The sequence below is a fragment of the Bradyrhizobium sp. 142 genome, assembly GCF_023074015.1.
GTDB lineage: Bacteria > Pseudomonadota > Alphaproteobacteria > Rhizobiales > Xanthobacteraceae > Bradyrhizobium.
This window is the reverse complement of record NZ_JADPKQ010000398.1, coordinates 1-15,928: the sequence shown is the minus strand read 5'-3', so window position 1 is coordinate 15,928 and position 15,928 is coordinate 1. Positions and strand designations below refer to the sequence as shown.

Here is a 15,928-nt window from a genome sequence, read left to right as displayed (position 1 = left end):
TAATGCATGTATTGGAACTGCAGTGGATTGAGCCCGTCACAGCCATGCGACGCCTCTCGCATCGGAGGCACCTCACGTTCCTGGATAGCGCATCGAGACACGCGGTGCTCGGGCAGTACTCGTATGTGACGTGCGATCCCTTCAGCACTTATATAATCGCGGACGGGAGAGGTATTTGCAACGGAGAGTCCATTGTGGGCGATCCGTGGGCGGCACTTCGCGCTCTGCTAGCCAACTATCCGCAAATACATCGCGCCGATCTCCCGGCATTCCAGGGGGGCGCCGCCGGCTTTTTTGGATACGAGCTGAACAGGACGCTGGAGCGATTGCCGGTGCCAACCATCGGGGGGCATCGCTTGCCTCAGGCACTCCTACATCTTTACGACGTCGTGATTAGCTTCGATCACCGCCATGATAGATGCTGGATCCTTTCTACCGGGTGGCCGGAGCAGGATCCAGTTCGCCGGCGTGAGAGAGCTCGCCAAAGAGCCGAAGAATTTGTTGGGCTGCTTACAGTCTCAGCCCCTCCTCCTGATTTTACACCAGGCGAGGCCGGCTCATGGCATTCAAACTTCAGTCGCCAGGGATACATCGCGGCGGTACAGCGCGTGATTGATCTCATTCTGTCGGGTGACGCTTTCCAGGTCAACATTGCGCAGCGCTTCAGCGCTCGCCTGGCGAACTCGTTCGATCCGATAGCCTTCTATTGTCAGCTGCGGAAAATGAATCCGGCTCCCTTTGCCGCCCTTCTTCGGTTTGGCAAGCTCACCATTGCATCGAGCTCGCCCGAGCGTTTCCTAAAGCTTGACGGGCGACAGGTCGAAACGCGACCTATCAAGGGGACGGTGGCGCGTTCTGCTGATTGCGAGGAAGACCGGCGTCGCGCTGAGACGCTGGTAGATTCGGAGAAAGACCGCGCCGAGAACACCATGATCGTCGACCTCCTGCGCAATGATCTCTCCCGCGTTTGCACGCCTGAATCAGTCCACGTCCCGTCCTTATGCAATCTCGAGTCCTATGCCTCGGTGCACCATCTCGTGTCCGTCGTTACGGGTGAGCTAGCACACGGAGAGGATGCCGTGGGCCTACTTAGGGCCTGCTTTCCCGGCGGCTCAGTTACCGGAGCTCCCAAGGTACGCTCGATGGAAATTATCTTGGATATCGAGCGTGTGGCGCGAGAGGTGTATTGCGGGGCCATTGGCTACATAGGATTCAATGGACATATGGATGTAAATATTGCCATTCGTACCGTAACGATCGACGACGGTCAGGCCGTCTTCCATGCAGGTGCCGGGATTACGGCAATGTCCGATCCGGCCGCCGAATATGAGGAGAGCCTTGCAAAAGCAGAGCGCATTTTTCGCGCATTCATTGCTGAAGACGCCGGTGCATCTTGATTGTCATTATCGACAACTACGACTCTTTCGTCTTCAACATTGCGCGATATTTTCGCAAGCTTGGTGCAGCAACACGTGTCGTCCGGAACGACGCGATGGATGTGAGCGAACTTGCTGACCTCAGGCCCCGCGCGGTTGTCATCTCCCCCGGTCCGTGCACTCCAATTGAGGCTGGAATATCGACAGCCGTCGTTCGTGAACTTTCGGGTCAGGTGCCAATTCTCGGGATTTGTCTCGGACACCAGTGCATTGGGACCGTGTTCGGCGCACGCGTAACGCGCGCCCGTCGTCCTATGCACGGTCGGTCCTCGCATGTCACACATGAAGGCGGCGGGCTTTTCAAAGAACTACCGTCTCCACTTTGTGTGGGGCGCTACCATTCGCTTATCGTCGAATTGGATCCTTCATCTGCCCGTCACCTGACGGTGACAGCACTCTCGGATGATGGGGAACTCATGGCCCTCGCCCATCGCGATCAACCAACATATGGCGTGCAGTTCCATCCGGAGTCGATACTCACCCCACAAGGGGACGTACTGTTCGCAAACTTCCTACGACTTGCAGAGCTTTCTTAAGGCGGCCGGAGAGGACTGGTGCAGCCATAGCGTGGCGTTTCGGCTGTCGGACATCGAGCCGCGGTTCGTTTGAGGCGTTTGTGGCCGGCTCGGCGCCGAGGTTCGGAACTTTCCATTTGAATGTCGAAGGGTCCATCGGCGCCAGGGGGCCATCGGTAGCCTTAAAGACGGCCCCGGCCATGGGGACTTTTGGGGTCGTGGAGGCCGGGGCCGCTGGAGGCGCTTGAACCTTAGAAGGGCCAAGCGAGCGCGAGCTTACTCACAGGTAAAATGGCTGTTCTGTTCGCTTCCGCACATCGGCGATACCATTCCGATCAAGAACCGCACAGGGGAGCCGCCGGCTCACCCTGGTTTTGCGCTGTGTGAACAAGTGGCCGCGATAATCTCGCTTGCCTCCGTTGACCTGGCGATCTCGGGCATTCTTGATTGTTCGAAAGCTCGCAATCCAAATGCCGCAGCGGCGCCGCCCTTACGATCTCCTTCGGCTCCCCAGTGGTGTATGCCCAGGGCGCCGTCGGGGATCGCAATCTGTGTGCAGACCTCTCTCGTCCGCTGCACCAGTTTCTCGGCCTTAGCTTGCTCCAAAGCATCCTCGCTTGATTGCCGCCGCAGCCTGCCGAGAATTTTATAGCTGTCGTGATTGGCAAGCTTGGCTTGATAGCTGCCTGGCGTGTGGAACTCCACTTCGAAGCGATAAGCTTCCGCCGTGGTGAGCACTGTCTTGATGCCGACGAAAGTCGGACTGCGCATTCTGAACCAGTTGGTTGTCTGGCGTTCGGTGTAGTCCCGCTCCTCAAAGGCCAGCATGGCTTTCTTGAAGGCACGTGTAAAATCCTTGTCAGGAATTTCTAAGACGTGGCGTACGGCGTTGCTGAAGAGCTGTGGGGCGCTGCCGGGCGGGATGCTCATGCCGGTGAGCTGATCTGTCATGGAGGCATGCGATTTCAAGCGGCGCTCCAGATGGGGCATCTTCACTTCGATGCCGGCTTCCGCAAGGATTCCGGCAATCTCGCGTGCCGCTGCGGTGATTTTCCTCTCTTCGGCTATAGCTCGGTCAGCCTCATTTTGGGCGCGTTCTGAGGCCTCCTCGCGGGTCAGCGTGATCATGTCAGCATCGTCGGCGGCGGGCCGGAGGCCGGAGGGTTTGCGCAAAATGCCCTGCTCCGCAGCGAGTTTGATCGAGGTCTCCATGATTGAAGCCGCCAGAGTGGGGTTGTCCCTCAGATCCTCCAAGGTCGCATCGACATCAAACCTTCCGTGGGCGAGGGTCGCCGCCACGCCCTTGACGTAGGGCACGGACTTCAAGCCCGGCGTCTCGTAGAGGAGCCGCTGAAGGTGACTGCTCTTCTGGAAAAAGAGGTTGGCGCCAGTATCGGATTTATAGGCATCAGTGCCGACCTTGATGCCGAGGCTCAGCAAGTTGTTTGCGCTTTTTACGAGGTCGTCCGCATTGTAACCATCCGGGCGGGGATCGATGCGGGGAGGATAGTGGTCGAGTAAAAGCTGGATGCGGTCTCGTGGCTGAAGCGTTGCCGGATAGGTCTCCGCCAGATCCGGGAAAAGATTGCAGAGCCTTGCGCTGAGGCTCGGGTTTGCGGCGTTCGAGCTTTCGATTGTTTCGGGCAGGGGTTGCTCATTCGGCTTCACTGCCCATGCCGCTAGGTCGTCGACGAGCAACTCGGCCATTTCGCGAGCAACCAGATGTTTGGCGACCTCAATCTCGCTCCTCGCTCTCGCAAACGTGTTCTGGATATCCTGGCTACTCACCTCTTCCTGGCCCAACAGCTGACGGATCTCTCGCCTGAGCTCGTGGTGAACGCCCTCATAGGTGCCAAAGACAGCACGCTCGGCAAACCAGCGTTGTGCTTCATGGGATTGAGCCAGAAAGTTTCGCTGCAGGCAGCTATAGGTTTCCAGGACATCCTGCGTGGCGGCGAGGATCTGGCGGGCGCGACCGAACTGGTAGTTGTCGCCCTCAAGCGCCGGGGTATGCGACTTTGGCGGCTTCAGCGACGGAAGTCCGAGAGCTTGCTCCTTGCGATCGAACTGGCGCACATGCTCATAAAGCTGCGGCCGGTCGCCGACGATGACGACGGTGTCCCCGTCGAAGTCCCCGTCAAGTTTTTTCTGTTCACCGATCGGGACGGCAACCAACGAGCCCGGAGCGAACACCTCGGTAGCCTGCAGGATGCCGACGCACTCGAGCGGCGTGTCCACCTTGGCGCGGTCCTTGCTCGAGGTCCAGCTCGAATGGCATTTGACGTCCTCGGCAGACATCACCAGCCCACGGTCGGCGTAGCCGGCCGGCCACATCTTATCCGGCACAACCATCAGAATGCCTTTGGCAAAAAAAGTCGGATCGTCGCCCGCCAGTTCCTTCCCCGACTTCTGGGCGACATTGAAGCTGTATTGGATGGCTGTGCAGTTTTCGAGGAACACAGCGGTCGGGTCCCCCTTAACGGCCGACCTGACTCGCTCGGCGGCAAACGGGCGCAGATTGGGCTTGTCGTAGGGCGAGCGCCCGATCAGCACGCCGCTCGCCCCCATCAACGTCTCGCTCTTGAGCGTCGGCACATGGAGACAGTCATCGCTGGACGGTACGGCAACCGCGCCGGGACCGTCGATGTGTCCGGCCGTCACGGTGCGAAACAACTCTTCAGACGTCAACTCTCGCCCTTGTCTGCTCTCGAGCCAGGTTTTGGCCTTCTCCCGCGCCTCATCGGTCACCGGCTCGCTTCGGGGATAGTGTTGCAGCGCCGATGCGGGAACGGACATTCTTCTTCCCTCACCAAAGGCAGGCACCCGATCAGGACCTTCCTGTCGGCGGGCGCGATTTACAGCTGGCATACGGTTGGCCAGCGAGGCCTTGATGAAACCGCAGCCATCATGCGGCCGCAAGGCGATCGGGCCTTCTGGCCCAGCCAGCTTGAAGGGATGCTCCTCGCCGGCAGGACGGTCCGGCAGCAGCGACAGTTTGAAGGCGCCCTCCAGCGCGTAGTCCCGAGGACCTAGGTCCTTGATTGCCGGCGGCGCGGCAAAACCCCTGCGCTGAGTGTAATAGTATGCCTCTTTGAAAGGGGCCCAGGCACGCGACAGCTGCTCGAACGCTGTGCCCGGCGCCGTTTCGGCATACGGAATCGCCAGCAGCTTTCCCCCGGAAGACTCTGCCCTCGCCCCACCTGGAAGGCGGGCGGCGATCTGCGACACGGGCTTTTTGGGCGGCTTTAACTTGCTTCCGCCGAACAGGTCCATGCGGTATGGCACACCCTCGACGGTGACCGTACGCGCCAGCATGAACGCGCTCGGCTTTCCTGGCAGCTGGACCGCGACGACGGGCAAAACCCCCGAGGTCAGGCGATGAAAAATCGAATAGCGTGTCTCGGGCTCCGTGGCCACTGGCCGGCCCTGCATGTCCACCACTGACAACTGCATAAGTCCCGCGTCACCCTGCGGAGGTCTGGGGTCGTGGGCCATGGTTCGCAACACTTGATGGACGTCGAACACGGACGCTGGATGTTGGGCCTGGACCGTCGCCGCATTCTGCGCCAAGAACGTATCCAGCGCATCGACCGGACTCTCCGCCGCGATCTCCGCCATCAGGTTCCAGCTCATGTTGGAAAGATCGCCTTCGACGAGGCCGCCCGTTTTGTCCAAAATCTCCTTAGTCTTGCGCTGCAGCTCTTCCTGCCTCACCCGCAAATCGGACTTCTTGCCTTCGACATAGGGCCGGCGGAACAATGCCGCCAAAACCGCACGGGCCTTGAGCGTTTGATAGATCGACAAGGCGGGGCCACGGCTCGAGTACGGCCCTCGGGCTCGCTCGGCATCGCTTGCTTTGAGATGCCCCTCGATCTTGTGCTCGACGATCGGTTGAATGTCGTTCAGCAAGTTTAAAGCCCGCCTCCGGTGCCAGCGCAGGTGCGGGCTGCGCGCCAGCGGCAGCAGAGCGATGCAGAGAGTACCCATGATTTCGAGGTCGTTCTCAGCGGCAAAACCAGGGGCACGATGCAGTTCCGTCAGCCGGTCTAACCCCGTGCGTGCGAGCAAACCGAGATCGTCAAACAATTGAGCCTTAGCCAGCGCTTTGAAAATCATGGCGATGTTCAGAACCTGGGCCTGCTCCAGGCGATCACTGGCATAGTGAAGGTAGTGGGCCAGATCGTGCAGCCGATTCTTCAGCAGAGCGGTCTCTATGATCTCTCCAGTGCCCTCTCCCCTCGTGACACCTCGCCCCAGAGCATTGGCTATCATGCTGAGCTGAGTTGTGGTGAACGCTCCGAATCGGAGGTCTCCCGAGCCGAGTTTGCCCGCTATGTCGATTATCGCCCCATGGCACACCGCCTCTTCCGGCCACTTGCTAAAGCCGTTCACCAGGATCGCCAGTTCCCGCGGAGTAAACTCAAAGAGCCGGTTGTCACGGCGAGAGACCTCGTTGGCAATCGCGACTGTGGCTTGGCGAGTGTCCTGCTCTTGCAGCCACTTGCTGAAACCGTTCACCAGGTTCGCTAGACCCTGCGGAGTGAAATCAGACAGCCGGTCGGCGCGAAGGACCTCATCGGCGATTACAACGGTGGCGTGACGTGAGTTCTCCTCTTGTGGGCACTTGCTAAAGCCGTTCACCAGATTCGCTAGGTGCTGAGAGGTAAAATCGGAGAGCCGGTCGGCGCGGCGAAGCACCTCACCGGCGATCACAGCGATGGCGTGACGTGAGTTCTCCTCTTGTGGCCACTTGCTGAAACCGTTCACCAGGTTCGCCAGACCCTGCGGATCAAACCCAGAAAGCCGGTCGGCGCGACGACGGACCTCATCGGCGATCGCCAGCATGGCGTCGCCACAGCCCGTCTCGTCAGGCCACTTGCTGAAACCGTTCACCAGGTTCGCCAGACCCTGCGGATCAAACCCAGAAAGCCGGTCGGCGCGGCGACAAACCTCACCGGCGATCGCCAGCGTGGCGTCGCCACAGCCCGTCTCGTCAGGCCACTTGCTGAAACCGTTCACCAGGTTCGCCAGACCCTGCGGATCAAACCCAGACAGCCGGTCGGCGCGGCGACGGACCTCGTCGGCTATTTCAACTATAGCGCTGCGGCAGTCTGTCCTTTCCGGCCACCTGCTGAAGCCGTTCACCAAGCTCGACAAGTGCTGGGGAGTAAAACTGGAGAGCCGGTCCGCTCGGCCAGCGCGGCGACGAACCTCGTCGGCGATTGCAAGTATAGCGTCGTTGCACTTCGCCCCCTCGGGCCACCTGCTGAAGCCGTTCACGAGGTTCGACAAGTGCTGGGGAGTAAAATTGGAGAGCCGGTCGCCGCGGTGATGGACCTCGTCGGCGATTTGAACTATAGCGTCTCGGCAGTCCTGCGGCCACTTGCTGAAGCCGTTTACCAAGTTCGCCAACGCCTGTGGATCAAAATCAGAGAGCCCGACATCGCGGCGGCCCGCGCGGTAACGCACCTCGACGGCGATTTGAACTATAGCGTCTCGGCAGTCCTGCGGCCACTTGCTGAAGCCGTTCACCAGGTTCGCCAACGCCTGCGGATCAAAATCAGCGAGGCAGACATCGCGGCGACCCGCGCGGCGACGGACCTCGACGGCGATTGCCCTCATCGCACCGCGACACTCCGCCTCTTCCGGCCACTTGCTCAAACCGTTCACCACGGTAGCCAGGTTCTGCGGACCAAAGTCAGAGAGCCAGACATCGCGGCGGCCCGCGCGGTGACGGACCTCGCTGGCGATTGCCCTTATAGCACCGCGACACTCCGCCTCTTCCGGCCACTTGCTCAAACCGTTCACCACGATGGCCAGGCTCTGCGGACCAAAATCAGAGAGCCCGGGAGCGCGGCGGCGAATCTCAGCGGCAACTGCTATTGTGGCCTCACGAGAGTTCTCCTGTTCCGGCCACTTGCTGAAGCCGTTGACCAGCAGGGCGAGACTTTGAGCGTTGAGCTCCGAAAGCGCTCCGCGTTGCTCACGAAAAAACCTGGCGATTCGGATCATTCCATTGCGACATTCCGCCACCCGGGGATATCGACTGAACGACAATACGAATAGGGAAAGCGTTTTGCTTTCGACGTCGTTTAGCGCATTGCCGAGGCTCGACACCTGAGCTGCCATGGCCCTGCAAGCTTCCACGCCTGCCTGACCTCCAGCCTCCCGGCTCATCGTGTTGCATGAGGTGGCGTACCCCCATGTATTCCGGGCGCGGATATCTTGTTCCCATCTTGGGACAAATTCGCGTTTGAACTCGGAAGCGGCCTTTTGCAGGAATGTTGCGTGGTCCGCTCGACCCTGCAGCTTCCTGTCATACTCCACCACAGCGCACGAGAATTTAGTGATGTCGCCAGCGAAAGAAATGTCATGTAAAGCGTTATTAAGTAGGTTTTCCGAGTATCCACGCTTGAAGCTCTGTTCGGCTACATGGACGAAACGCCGCCTTCCCGGTCCTGCACCCGGGTCGGACTCCGTTTGCCTATGGGGTGGCACCGTGTCTGGTTGCGAGCTTCTGGATCCTTGATTGCTGAGCCAGGGTTTGTCATCAGAACCTAAAGAGGTTTCTTCTCGACCTGGCGCTCCACCCTCCGGCACTGGGGGAAAACCGCACCGTCGCGCAGTGGCTTCACGTGGCGCAGCGCCCAGGATCCGATGTGCGCCAACGGAGGGTCCGGAAGATCTGTCGCCAAGGGCATCATCGGCACCGCGCGCAATGCGAGCGAAGGACGTCCTTCTATCTTGAGGCCCAGAGTGCATCCGCTCCAGGACGGAATCGAACGATTGGCTGCCTTCCCCAGGGGCAAGACTTGATTCCGAGTTCGCCGCCTTCGCCAGTCCCTGCGCCTCGGACAACATCATCTTGAGCCGGACTGTTTTCTCGTGCACTTCGTGCACATGCGCAAGCGTGAGCAGGCCGCGTCGACGAGGCTCTTCCAGCGCGTCCAGACAGGCCTGCATCTCGGCGGCCTGCGTCTGCAGGCGCTCGACCACGATGCCCACTACGTGATCGGCGTCCTCGGGCTTCATCTGGCGCGCTTGCGAGACGGTCCTTTGCTGACCAGCCAGATCGAACTGCAAAAGTTCGTCCAACCGCTTGATCAGTGGCGCCAACGCCTCCGTCGACGCCGGGGCCTGCCAGACCGCCGAGTGTGCCGCCGCCGACGACGCACTTGCATGCGCCTCCTTGGCGCTCACAAGCTTCTTCGTATCTAGATCCGAGCGCACGAGAACCTTGTCCGCTGGCGCCGTGTCGCTGTCGCCCGCGGCGACTTGCGGCTCGGGCCGCCCGGCCGAACTCGCGGCGTCAGCAGCCGGCTTGCGGTTGCCTTTCCCCTCCCTGCGCGCTGCGGTGCCTTTGGCCACCGCTGCCTTGCCGGCAGTGTCGGCCGGTATCGCAGCGCCAGCGGCTGGCGTCTTCGGCTGCAGTGCCAGAGTGCCTTTCGCCACTGCAGCCTTGCCGGCAGTGTCGGCCGGTATCGTAGCGCCAGCGTCGGCCGGCGGTGCAATGATGGCTGACGTTTTCAGCTGCAGTGCCAGGAAGTGCATGACCTCGTGCGCAGTGATCCGTGCGTCGTCCACGATCTGGCCCAACAGTTCCAATGGGAGGCTGGCACCTGTTCGGTTATCGCTTAGCTTGGCAAGGATGTCGTCGTGCAACGCCAACGCAAATTCCGAAAGCCGTTCCATGACTCCTTCCAGAACGGTGCAGTGCTCTGCGTCGAGTGCCGCTCCGTCCTTGTGCAGAACGGCTTCCTCCGTCGAGAGGAATGCCGGAAAAACATGCTCGACAAAGGTCCCGAGCAGACGCACCCCCCCGTTCTCACCCATGAGGGCGTCCCTCACGGCTGGTTCAAACGTGCTCGCCTGAGACTCAATCATAAGTTGCGCGAGCGCAATCCGCGATTGCAGACACTTGTACCCCGCATGAAGTACCAAGCCGGTATTCAGGCGTAGTGCGGCCTCTTCGGGCTTCCGCATCTCGGGCGTCGTGCTTGGCAAGTTGGCGGTGGCCTCGCAGACGGACACCATCCGTTCCGAGCGCAACAGCTTCTTTCCCCACCACTCCATGCAAGCCACATGCTCCTTCGCCACACTGGAAGCCACTCGGCTCAGCTGGTCGGGGGTAGCGTTGGATTCGAAAATCCGCTGGAACAGGTCCGCCGAATTCTTTCTGCGCTCTTCCAAGGCGGCGATAGTCGATGAGGCCAGTGCGTTGCATTGGTGGGCCGCATCGAGCACGGCATAGCGGTATCGACGGGCCTCAGCGTCGGACAGAATGCTCCGCGCCACGGCCGGGCGCAGGCTCGCGTAGTAGTCCAGAACTGCTGAGCCTGCTTTGACGAACCGATCGGTCAGCTCTTGCGCCTCCTCCGAGTTCTGGGCGTGCATGGCCGCATTACGGCAAGCGTCAAGTTCCTCAACCAGGCAATCCATGTGTCGCTTGGTTGCGTTGATTTCTTCCTCTGATGAGGAAATGGAGACTGCCATACCGGAAGTTGGCGGCTGGCTGGCGACCGGCGCCGCGTCTCCACCCTCCGACACTGAGGGAAAGCCGCGCCGCCGCGCAGTGACTGCACGTGGCGCAGCGGCTGCACGTGGCGCAGCGCCTAGGATTCGATCTGGGCCAACGGAGGGACCGGAAGACCTGTCGCCAAGGGCATCGTCGGCACCGCGCGCCATGCTAGCGGAGGGCGTCCCTCTATCTTGGGGCCCAGAGCGCATCCGCTCCACGACGGAATCGAACGATTGACTGCCTTCCCCAGGGGCTAGACTTGAGTGCGAGCGTGAACTGCTCGATCCGGCTCCAGCATCTCCAGTGCGCGATCTGCCAGATCGGCCAATGCCCGTCATATTCCATCTCTGATAAAGGCGAGAATCGCTGCTTATGATGTTGCGGGCTGATGTCGCTCAGCCATGGTGTATCAAGGCTTTGGCCCATAAGTGCAATCGCCCAGATGGCGCATGGCATGAGGTCTGAGGAACCTGCGGCATGTTTTCGTCAACCGTCATGGTCAGCCCGGACCCAAGACGGCGTGGCCTACATCCTGGCCAAAGTACACGCCAGCAGCCCAAGATCGGCCGAGACTGGCACGCGATCGCATCACGCCGCACTCGCTACTCAGTTTTTCAGAGACAGAGTGGAGGTTTGATTGCGCGCTGCCATTCACCGGGACCGTTCTTCGTCCACCTACGCGAAGATGAATTGCCGGTAGAACCACTCCGGCTAAATGCATCCGGGCAAACATGTTCGCGAATCTTTGGGTTCCTACATCCGTTTGCCCGGTGGCTCCCGACTGATTCGCTTCGTCAGCTTCGCCACTGTAGTGGACATCGAACGAGGCACCAATTCGACCATACATGATGATTCGCACTCCTGCGTTTGCATTGGGTTCAGGCTGATGAGGCGCGGCAGGCCTAGATAGACCGCCTGGCTGACGATTGGCTGACGAAGGCGTTCTCCCGGACCGATAAGGAAAATCCGAGACCTGGCTCAAGCGTTAATGAATCGGGCTGCGGCCTACACCGGCCGGCGAAGGCCGCAGGTCAGGCCGCCTGGGCCTGCGATCGGGCGCTGTCACCTTATCTGAGGAGCGTCTTGAGCTGGCTGGGACGAAGAGATTACGGAAGGTTGAGAATATCGAGACGAAGCGCTGCAGGCTTCCCCGGCGAACGGAAGCCCTGCATCGTCCGCTCCCGCTTTCGCAGCGGCACATGGGAATTCTCGGCCCTGTTGTTGAAGCCCCTGTGCGCGGTGCTCGGCATCCGGCATGACCTGCCGTTTCGCCGCTCAATAGGACCGCAGTGTGATTTTTCATGGAATAGGGACCCTGCTTGAGGGGTCGTTTTCATCCAAACGGGACACCGTCTCATCGAGCGGCGTCCATCCTGCTTCGCCGATGACCCTATCCCACCGCTGGATAAGATCCTGCGGCGGCTTCTCGCCTTCGATGACGCAGCTCGATTTTGAATCCTTGAGGAGAAGGGTCAATTGCGCGGGCCCGCCGCAACGCCCTGGCCATGGCGCCTGGCTCGGAACGCCGGCGCGCCCGTCAGGATCCGGCCCGATGGGCCTCGATGTTGTTCAGGAGGACCGGTAAGCGTAGGCATAACCGGGTTCCTTGCCGATCGGCGGCCACATTCTCAGCCAGACAAGCACCTTAACGTCGGCCTTCCACCGGAAGCCGCTCTAGCCAGGTCCAGCTCGGCTTCTCGGCCTAAATGCGCCTTGCAATAATTTATTGTAATTACGCAACTGAATTTTATTGAGAACGCCAGCATAATACTATTGATATTAAACAGCGTTATATTATTGTATTCACTCGTCGTTCTGGGAGTTTTGCCGCGCCTACTGCAACGAGCGCTTCAAGAGTGACTGGGTCCTCTCGGCAGAAAGCTCAATCCCGCTACTTGCAGAAAATCTCAACGTTCCGAAGCAGGTCGTGATCGCGGCGCCGACCGCCAATAACCAAACCCAGCCCCTCCTCCATGGCACCTCCCTGTATCTGTACAAGGCGACCAAACTGCTGGTGACCCCGGTCAAGACCGCCGGGGTCCAGACCTTTCCGGCGCCGGAGGCGATCTGCGCTGCCGCGCCAGCTTTCTGGCAGACGCAGAAGAACGACGTCATGGCCCTGCTCGGTTCGCAGAGGAATGCCAGCGCAATCCTAAAAGTCCTCCTGGAAGGCGGACATGCGGCCGCGGCGGGGCGCATCGCCGGGGCGTACCGACTGCTGGGTAACACGCGGGCCGCCGACGATATCGTCACCGCGATGACGGCGGGCGGGCACGATGTCAGGGAAGATGCCGATCCATTCAAGGCGCCGGTACCGACGCAGCTTCCAAGCCGGGCCACGCCACCAATCATGACGCGAATCCGTCTCATGTGGGCGGAGATACGCGAAAAGCTGTTAGCAAATTTCAAGCTTGAGCCGCGGCGTATCAACGATCATGACGGATATCTGGCCGCGATCGACGAACGGTACACCTCGGACGCGTACCACTCGCTTTCTATCGAAGGCTACTCGGTCACGGAGGAACTGATCGAGAAGGTCAAGACCGGGAAATGGGATCCCAACGGCAGCGATGGAGATCGCAAACAAAGGGATGCAATGGCCGCGAAGGGCTACTGGGATGCGTTCCAGCTGGTCCGTGGCGCGGTGGCTCGCGTGCTCAACGGCGAGGACGCCGCCGAGATCGCCGATCGGGAGCACCTCGACTGGTACCGGGCGCTCTTTCAGCCCTCAGTTCAAGCCGGCATCATCAAGCCCGAAAACCTCGCCGGTTATCGAACTCACTTCGTTTTCGTCAGGAACTCGGGACACACACCGGTCGCTTGGGAATCGGTACCTGACGCCATGGAGGCTTTTCTTGATTGCCTGAAGGAGGAGAAGGATCCGCGCGTGAGAGCCGTGCTCGGACACTTCATATTCACCTTCATACACCCTCTTCCAGACGGCAACGGCCGAACGGGCCGCTTGCTCATGAATGTCATGATGGCATCGGGAGGACTGCCTTGGACAATCATTCCCGTCGGCAGACGCGACGAATACATGCGGGCACTCGAGAGCGCGAGCGTACAAGGTGATGTCGGTCCCTTCGCCGCATTCCTGGCAGACTGTTGTCGTCGTGAACCGCCTCCGCCCCGGCAGAGCCTTCCGGGAGAAGTCCAAGCACTGGCGGACCTCGGTTGAGGATCGCGCCGGACTAGGGCCCGGCAAAAAGGCCAGTGTCACTAAATCGCGCGCGCACGTTGCGAGCCATCGCACGGCGAGATGCCGACGTGACCGGCGCCCGTGGTCGCCTCGGAGACCACATTGGTATCGAGCAGGATCATTCGAAGCGCATCGGCTCAGCGGGACGCCCGTCGCGGCCATGTTCAAGTGCCTCGACATCGGCATTGGTGAGGCTGATCTTCCGGCTCATCTCCGAAAGGGCGGTGCCGAGCCGCAGCCGGCCCTCGGGACGAACATTTCCGCTTCCGCGCTGCGATTGTGCTGCGCCGCGCGGACTTTCGGGCGCCATCCCTCCTCGGAGAGGTTGCGGATGGTGACAGCGGCCATGATGGCGTCCTCCGGAGACTGACGATGCTATCAAAAGAGAATGTTTGATAGCATTTTTCAAGAGTGATTGCGGCGCTCACGCGCCGCCGAACCTCCAGACCGGGATGCGGAACTTCTTCACGAGAGATGGTCTGCATCCCTCCATGTCAGCCGCGGACGTTCAGGAAAGCCCTAGGCCAACCTTCGGCGAAATCGAGCGGATCTTTGCGCAACGCTTGCAGAAGACCGCGCTCATCATGCTGCGCAAAATCCCCCTCCCGAAACCGGAGCGAACAGGCGTGCACTGGCATTTGTAAAATGCGGGACGTGAGGCTGCAGCGAAACGTCGCGGCCGGTACAGTCCCCTTGTAGGCAGCACTATTCTCAAGCGCGATCGTGCTGCACGACCGGGTCCACGAAGGTGATGTGCAACGTGATCGGCCCTCTGGAACCGTCGAGCAACACGCGAAGTCTGGTGCGCGTAGCACCGAACCCGAGAACGACTCCTTGCTTGCCGCTCAGACGCGGTCCAGCCGCTTCGCAAATGACTACACGCTCACCCACAGTCCAGTCGTGGAGCGTACTTTCACTGGCGCATGCCACTTTGAGTATCCCAGGACTTTACCCGTCCCAATTCCAACCACGCCGAAAGAGACACGCAGTTAAAGACTCGCATAATCGCGGTCCGACGCCTAGTCAAATGTTATGTGTACGGCGAGCTCTGCCCGGCGGTTCAGGGCCGGACTGGAATCCACCAGTTGGAGTACGAACCTCGCGAATGCTGGTCTACTTTGAATTGGAGGATCCTTTTTGCAGTGGCCTTTATCCATTGGTCTAGGAGGGCCTAACGGGGCAATGAGCTTCCTGTCCACCGTCGTGACGATATCCGCGACCGTGCTGTGGTCGGCATCGCGGTGGTGCTGTTCACGACGCATAACCATTCGGAGGTTGAGGACGATGACTGCCACAAAACTCTCGCGACCATTCCGTGAAAGAAATGCTCTCGAGCACCGGGACCGGGATCTGACGAAAGATCTTGCTCAGGAAATCGAGATCTGCACAGGCGACCGCGCGAAACGTTCGCCGATATGCACCGCTTCCTTGCCGTCAAGGGCTACCGAGAATTTCTGCCGGCTGCAGAAGGCTCGCGTAAAAAATCGTCGAAGACGCGCTGAACTTGGTCGCTCACGCGATACGCTCCTACGCGCTCGAGAGGCCGGCTCCATCCCCCGCGCCTTTCCGGACCGCGGCCGATTGTTCCGAGTGGCGCGACGCTCATGAAAACCTGCATACGCTGATAATCGGCGTCCTAGCCGAATTACGGGCTGTTCGGCGAGCCGCCGAGAACGACCCCACTATGTTGAGGAGTCTCGTTCGCGCCTACGTGCTGAACGAACTCATGCACACGGTCGTGGGATCGATTCCTACGATCGAAGGGTTCGACAAGATCCACAAGATCCTCCAGCTCTTTCGTGCTCGGGCTGCCGGCTTTCGCTTCCTCGAGATGCGGCAGGGCGAGCGGGCCGTTGCGGCAGGAGCTTGCGTACGTCGCCGATCAAGAGGAAGGATGGGCCTCCGGGTAGGCGATCGAGGTAAGGTCTGGCAACGGCGCTGGCCCAGACTTTGGGTTGGATGCGCTCTACGGCGGGCCCTAGGGGGGAGAAATACTGCAGGATGCCGACGATCAGAACGATCGAGTTCTTTTCAAAGACTTGATGGCGTGTCCAGAACGACATGGGGAAGCTCCTCATTCCGCCGGCTGAAGAGCGACGGGCATCGCTTCTTCTTCCGCTTCGCGAACGGTCATCCAGAGATTGTAGGCCATGATAACTGAGCCGATCAGGAACAACGCCCCGCCGGCCGCACGGATGATGTAGAAGGGATGCATCGCCTCGACGGTCTCGATGAAGGAATATTCGAGGAAGCCGAGCGA

General features: G+C 60.2%; 4 protein-coding genes and 3 pseudogenes. 3 read left to right on the top strand and 4 right to left on the bottom strand.

The features are described 5' to 3' along the window. The first annotated feature begins 2 nt into the window (after nucleotides 1-2). Both pabB and IVA82_RS36680 read left to right on the top strand, forming a co-directional pair. Entirely contained in the window at nucleotides 3-1,397 is a 1,395-nt protein-coding gene (gene pabB / locus IVA82_RS36685; RefSeq protein WP_247389314.1) for an aminodeoxychorismate synthase component I, read from the top strand. Then, nucleotides 1,394-1,972 carry an aminodeoxychorismate/anthranilate synthase component II gene (locus tag IVA82_RS36680; RefSeq protein WP_247389313.1) on the top strand — a complete coding sequence of 193 codons (579 nt, stop codon included), beginning with the start codon at nucleotides 1,394-1,396 and terminating at the stop codon, nucleotides 1,970-1,972. Before pabB ends, IVA82_RS36680 begins: the two co-directional genes overlap by 4 nt. A 342-nt stretch (nucleotides 1,973-2,314) precedes the next feature. Here IVA82_RS36680 and xopAD read toward each other — a convergent pair whose 3' ends face one another. Continuing rightward, nucleotides 2,315-10,444: a XopAD/skwp family type III secretion system effector gene (gene xopAD, locus IVA82_RS36675; RefSeq protein ID WP_247389312.1), complete on the bottom strand. Its 8,130-nt coding sequence runs from the start codon at nucleotides 10,442-10,444 to the stop codon at nucleotides 2,315-2,317. A 1,010-nt stretch (nucleotides 10,445-11,454) separates the two neighbouring features. Next, a pseudogene (locus tag IVA82_RS36670) lies at nucleotides 11,455-11,759 on the bottom strand (DDE-type integrase/transposase/recombinase); the annotation flags it as partial. 637 nt (nucleotides 11,760-12,396) lie between these two features. On the opposite strand from IVA82_RS36670, the gene IVA82_RS49200 reads away from it, so the two are divergent. Further along, a complete protein-coding gene (locus IVA82_RS49200) occupies nucleotides 12,397-13,647 on the top strand; it encodes a Fic family protein (protein WP_247389311.1) in 1,251 nt (416 codons plus the stop codon). Nucleotides 13,648-13,786: 139 nt separating this feature from the next. On the opposite strand, the pseudogene IVA82_RS36660 reads toward IVA82_RS49200, so the two are convergent. Both IVA82_RS36660 and IVA82_RS36655 read right to left on the bottom strand, forming a co-directional pair. After that, a pseudogene (locus IVA82_RS36660) lies at nucleotides 13,787-14,016 on the bottom strand (plasmid stabilization protein). 1,726 nt (nucleotides 14,017-15,742) lie between these two features. Then, a pseudogene (locus IVA82_RS36655) lies at nucleotides 15,743-15,928 on the bottom strand (cytochrome C oxidase); the annotation flags it as partial.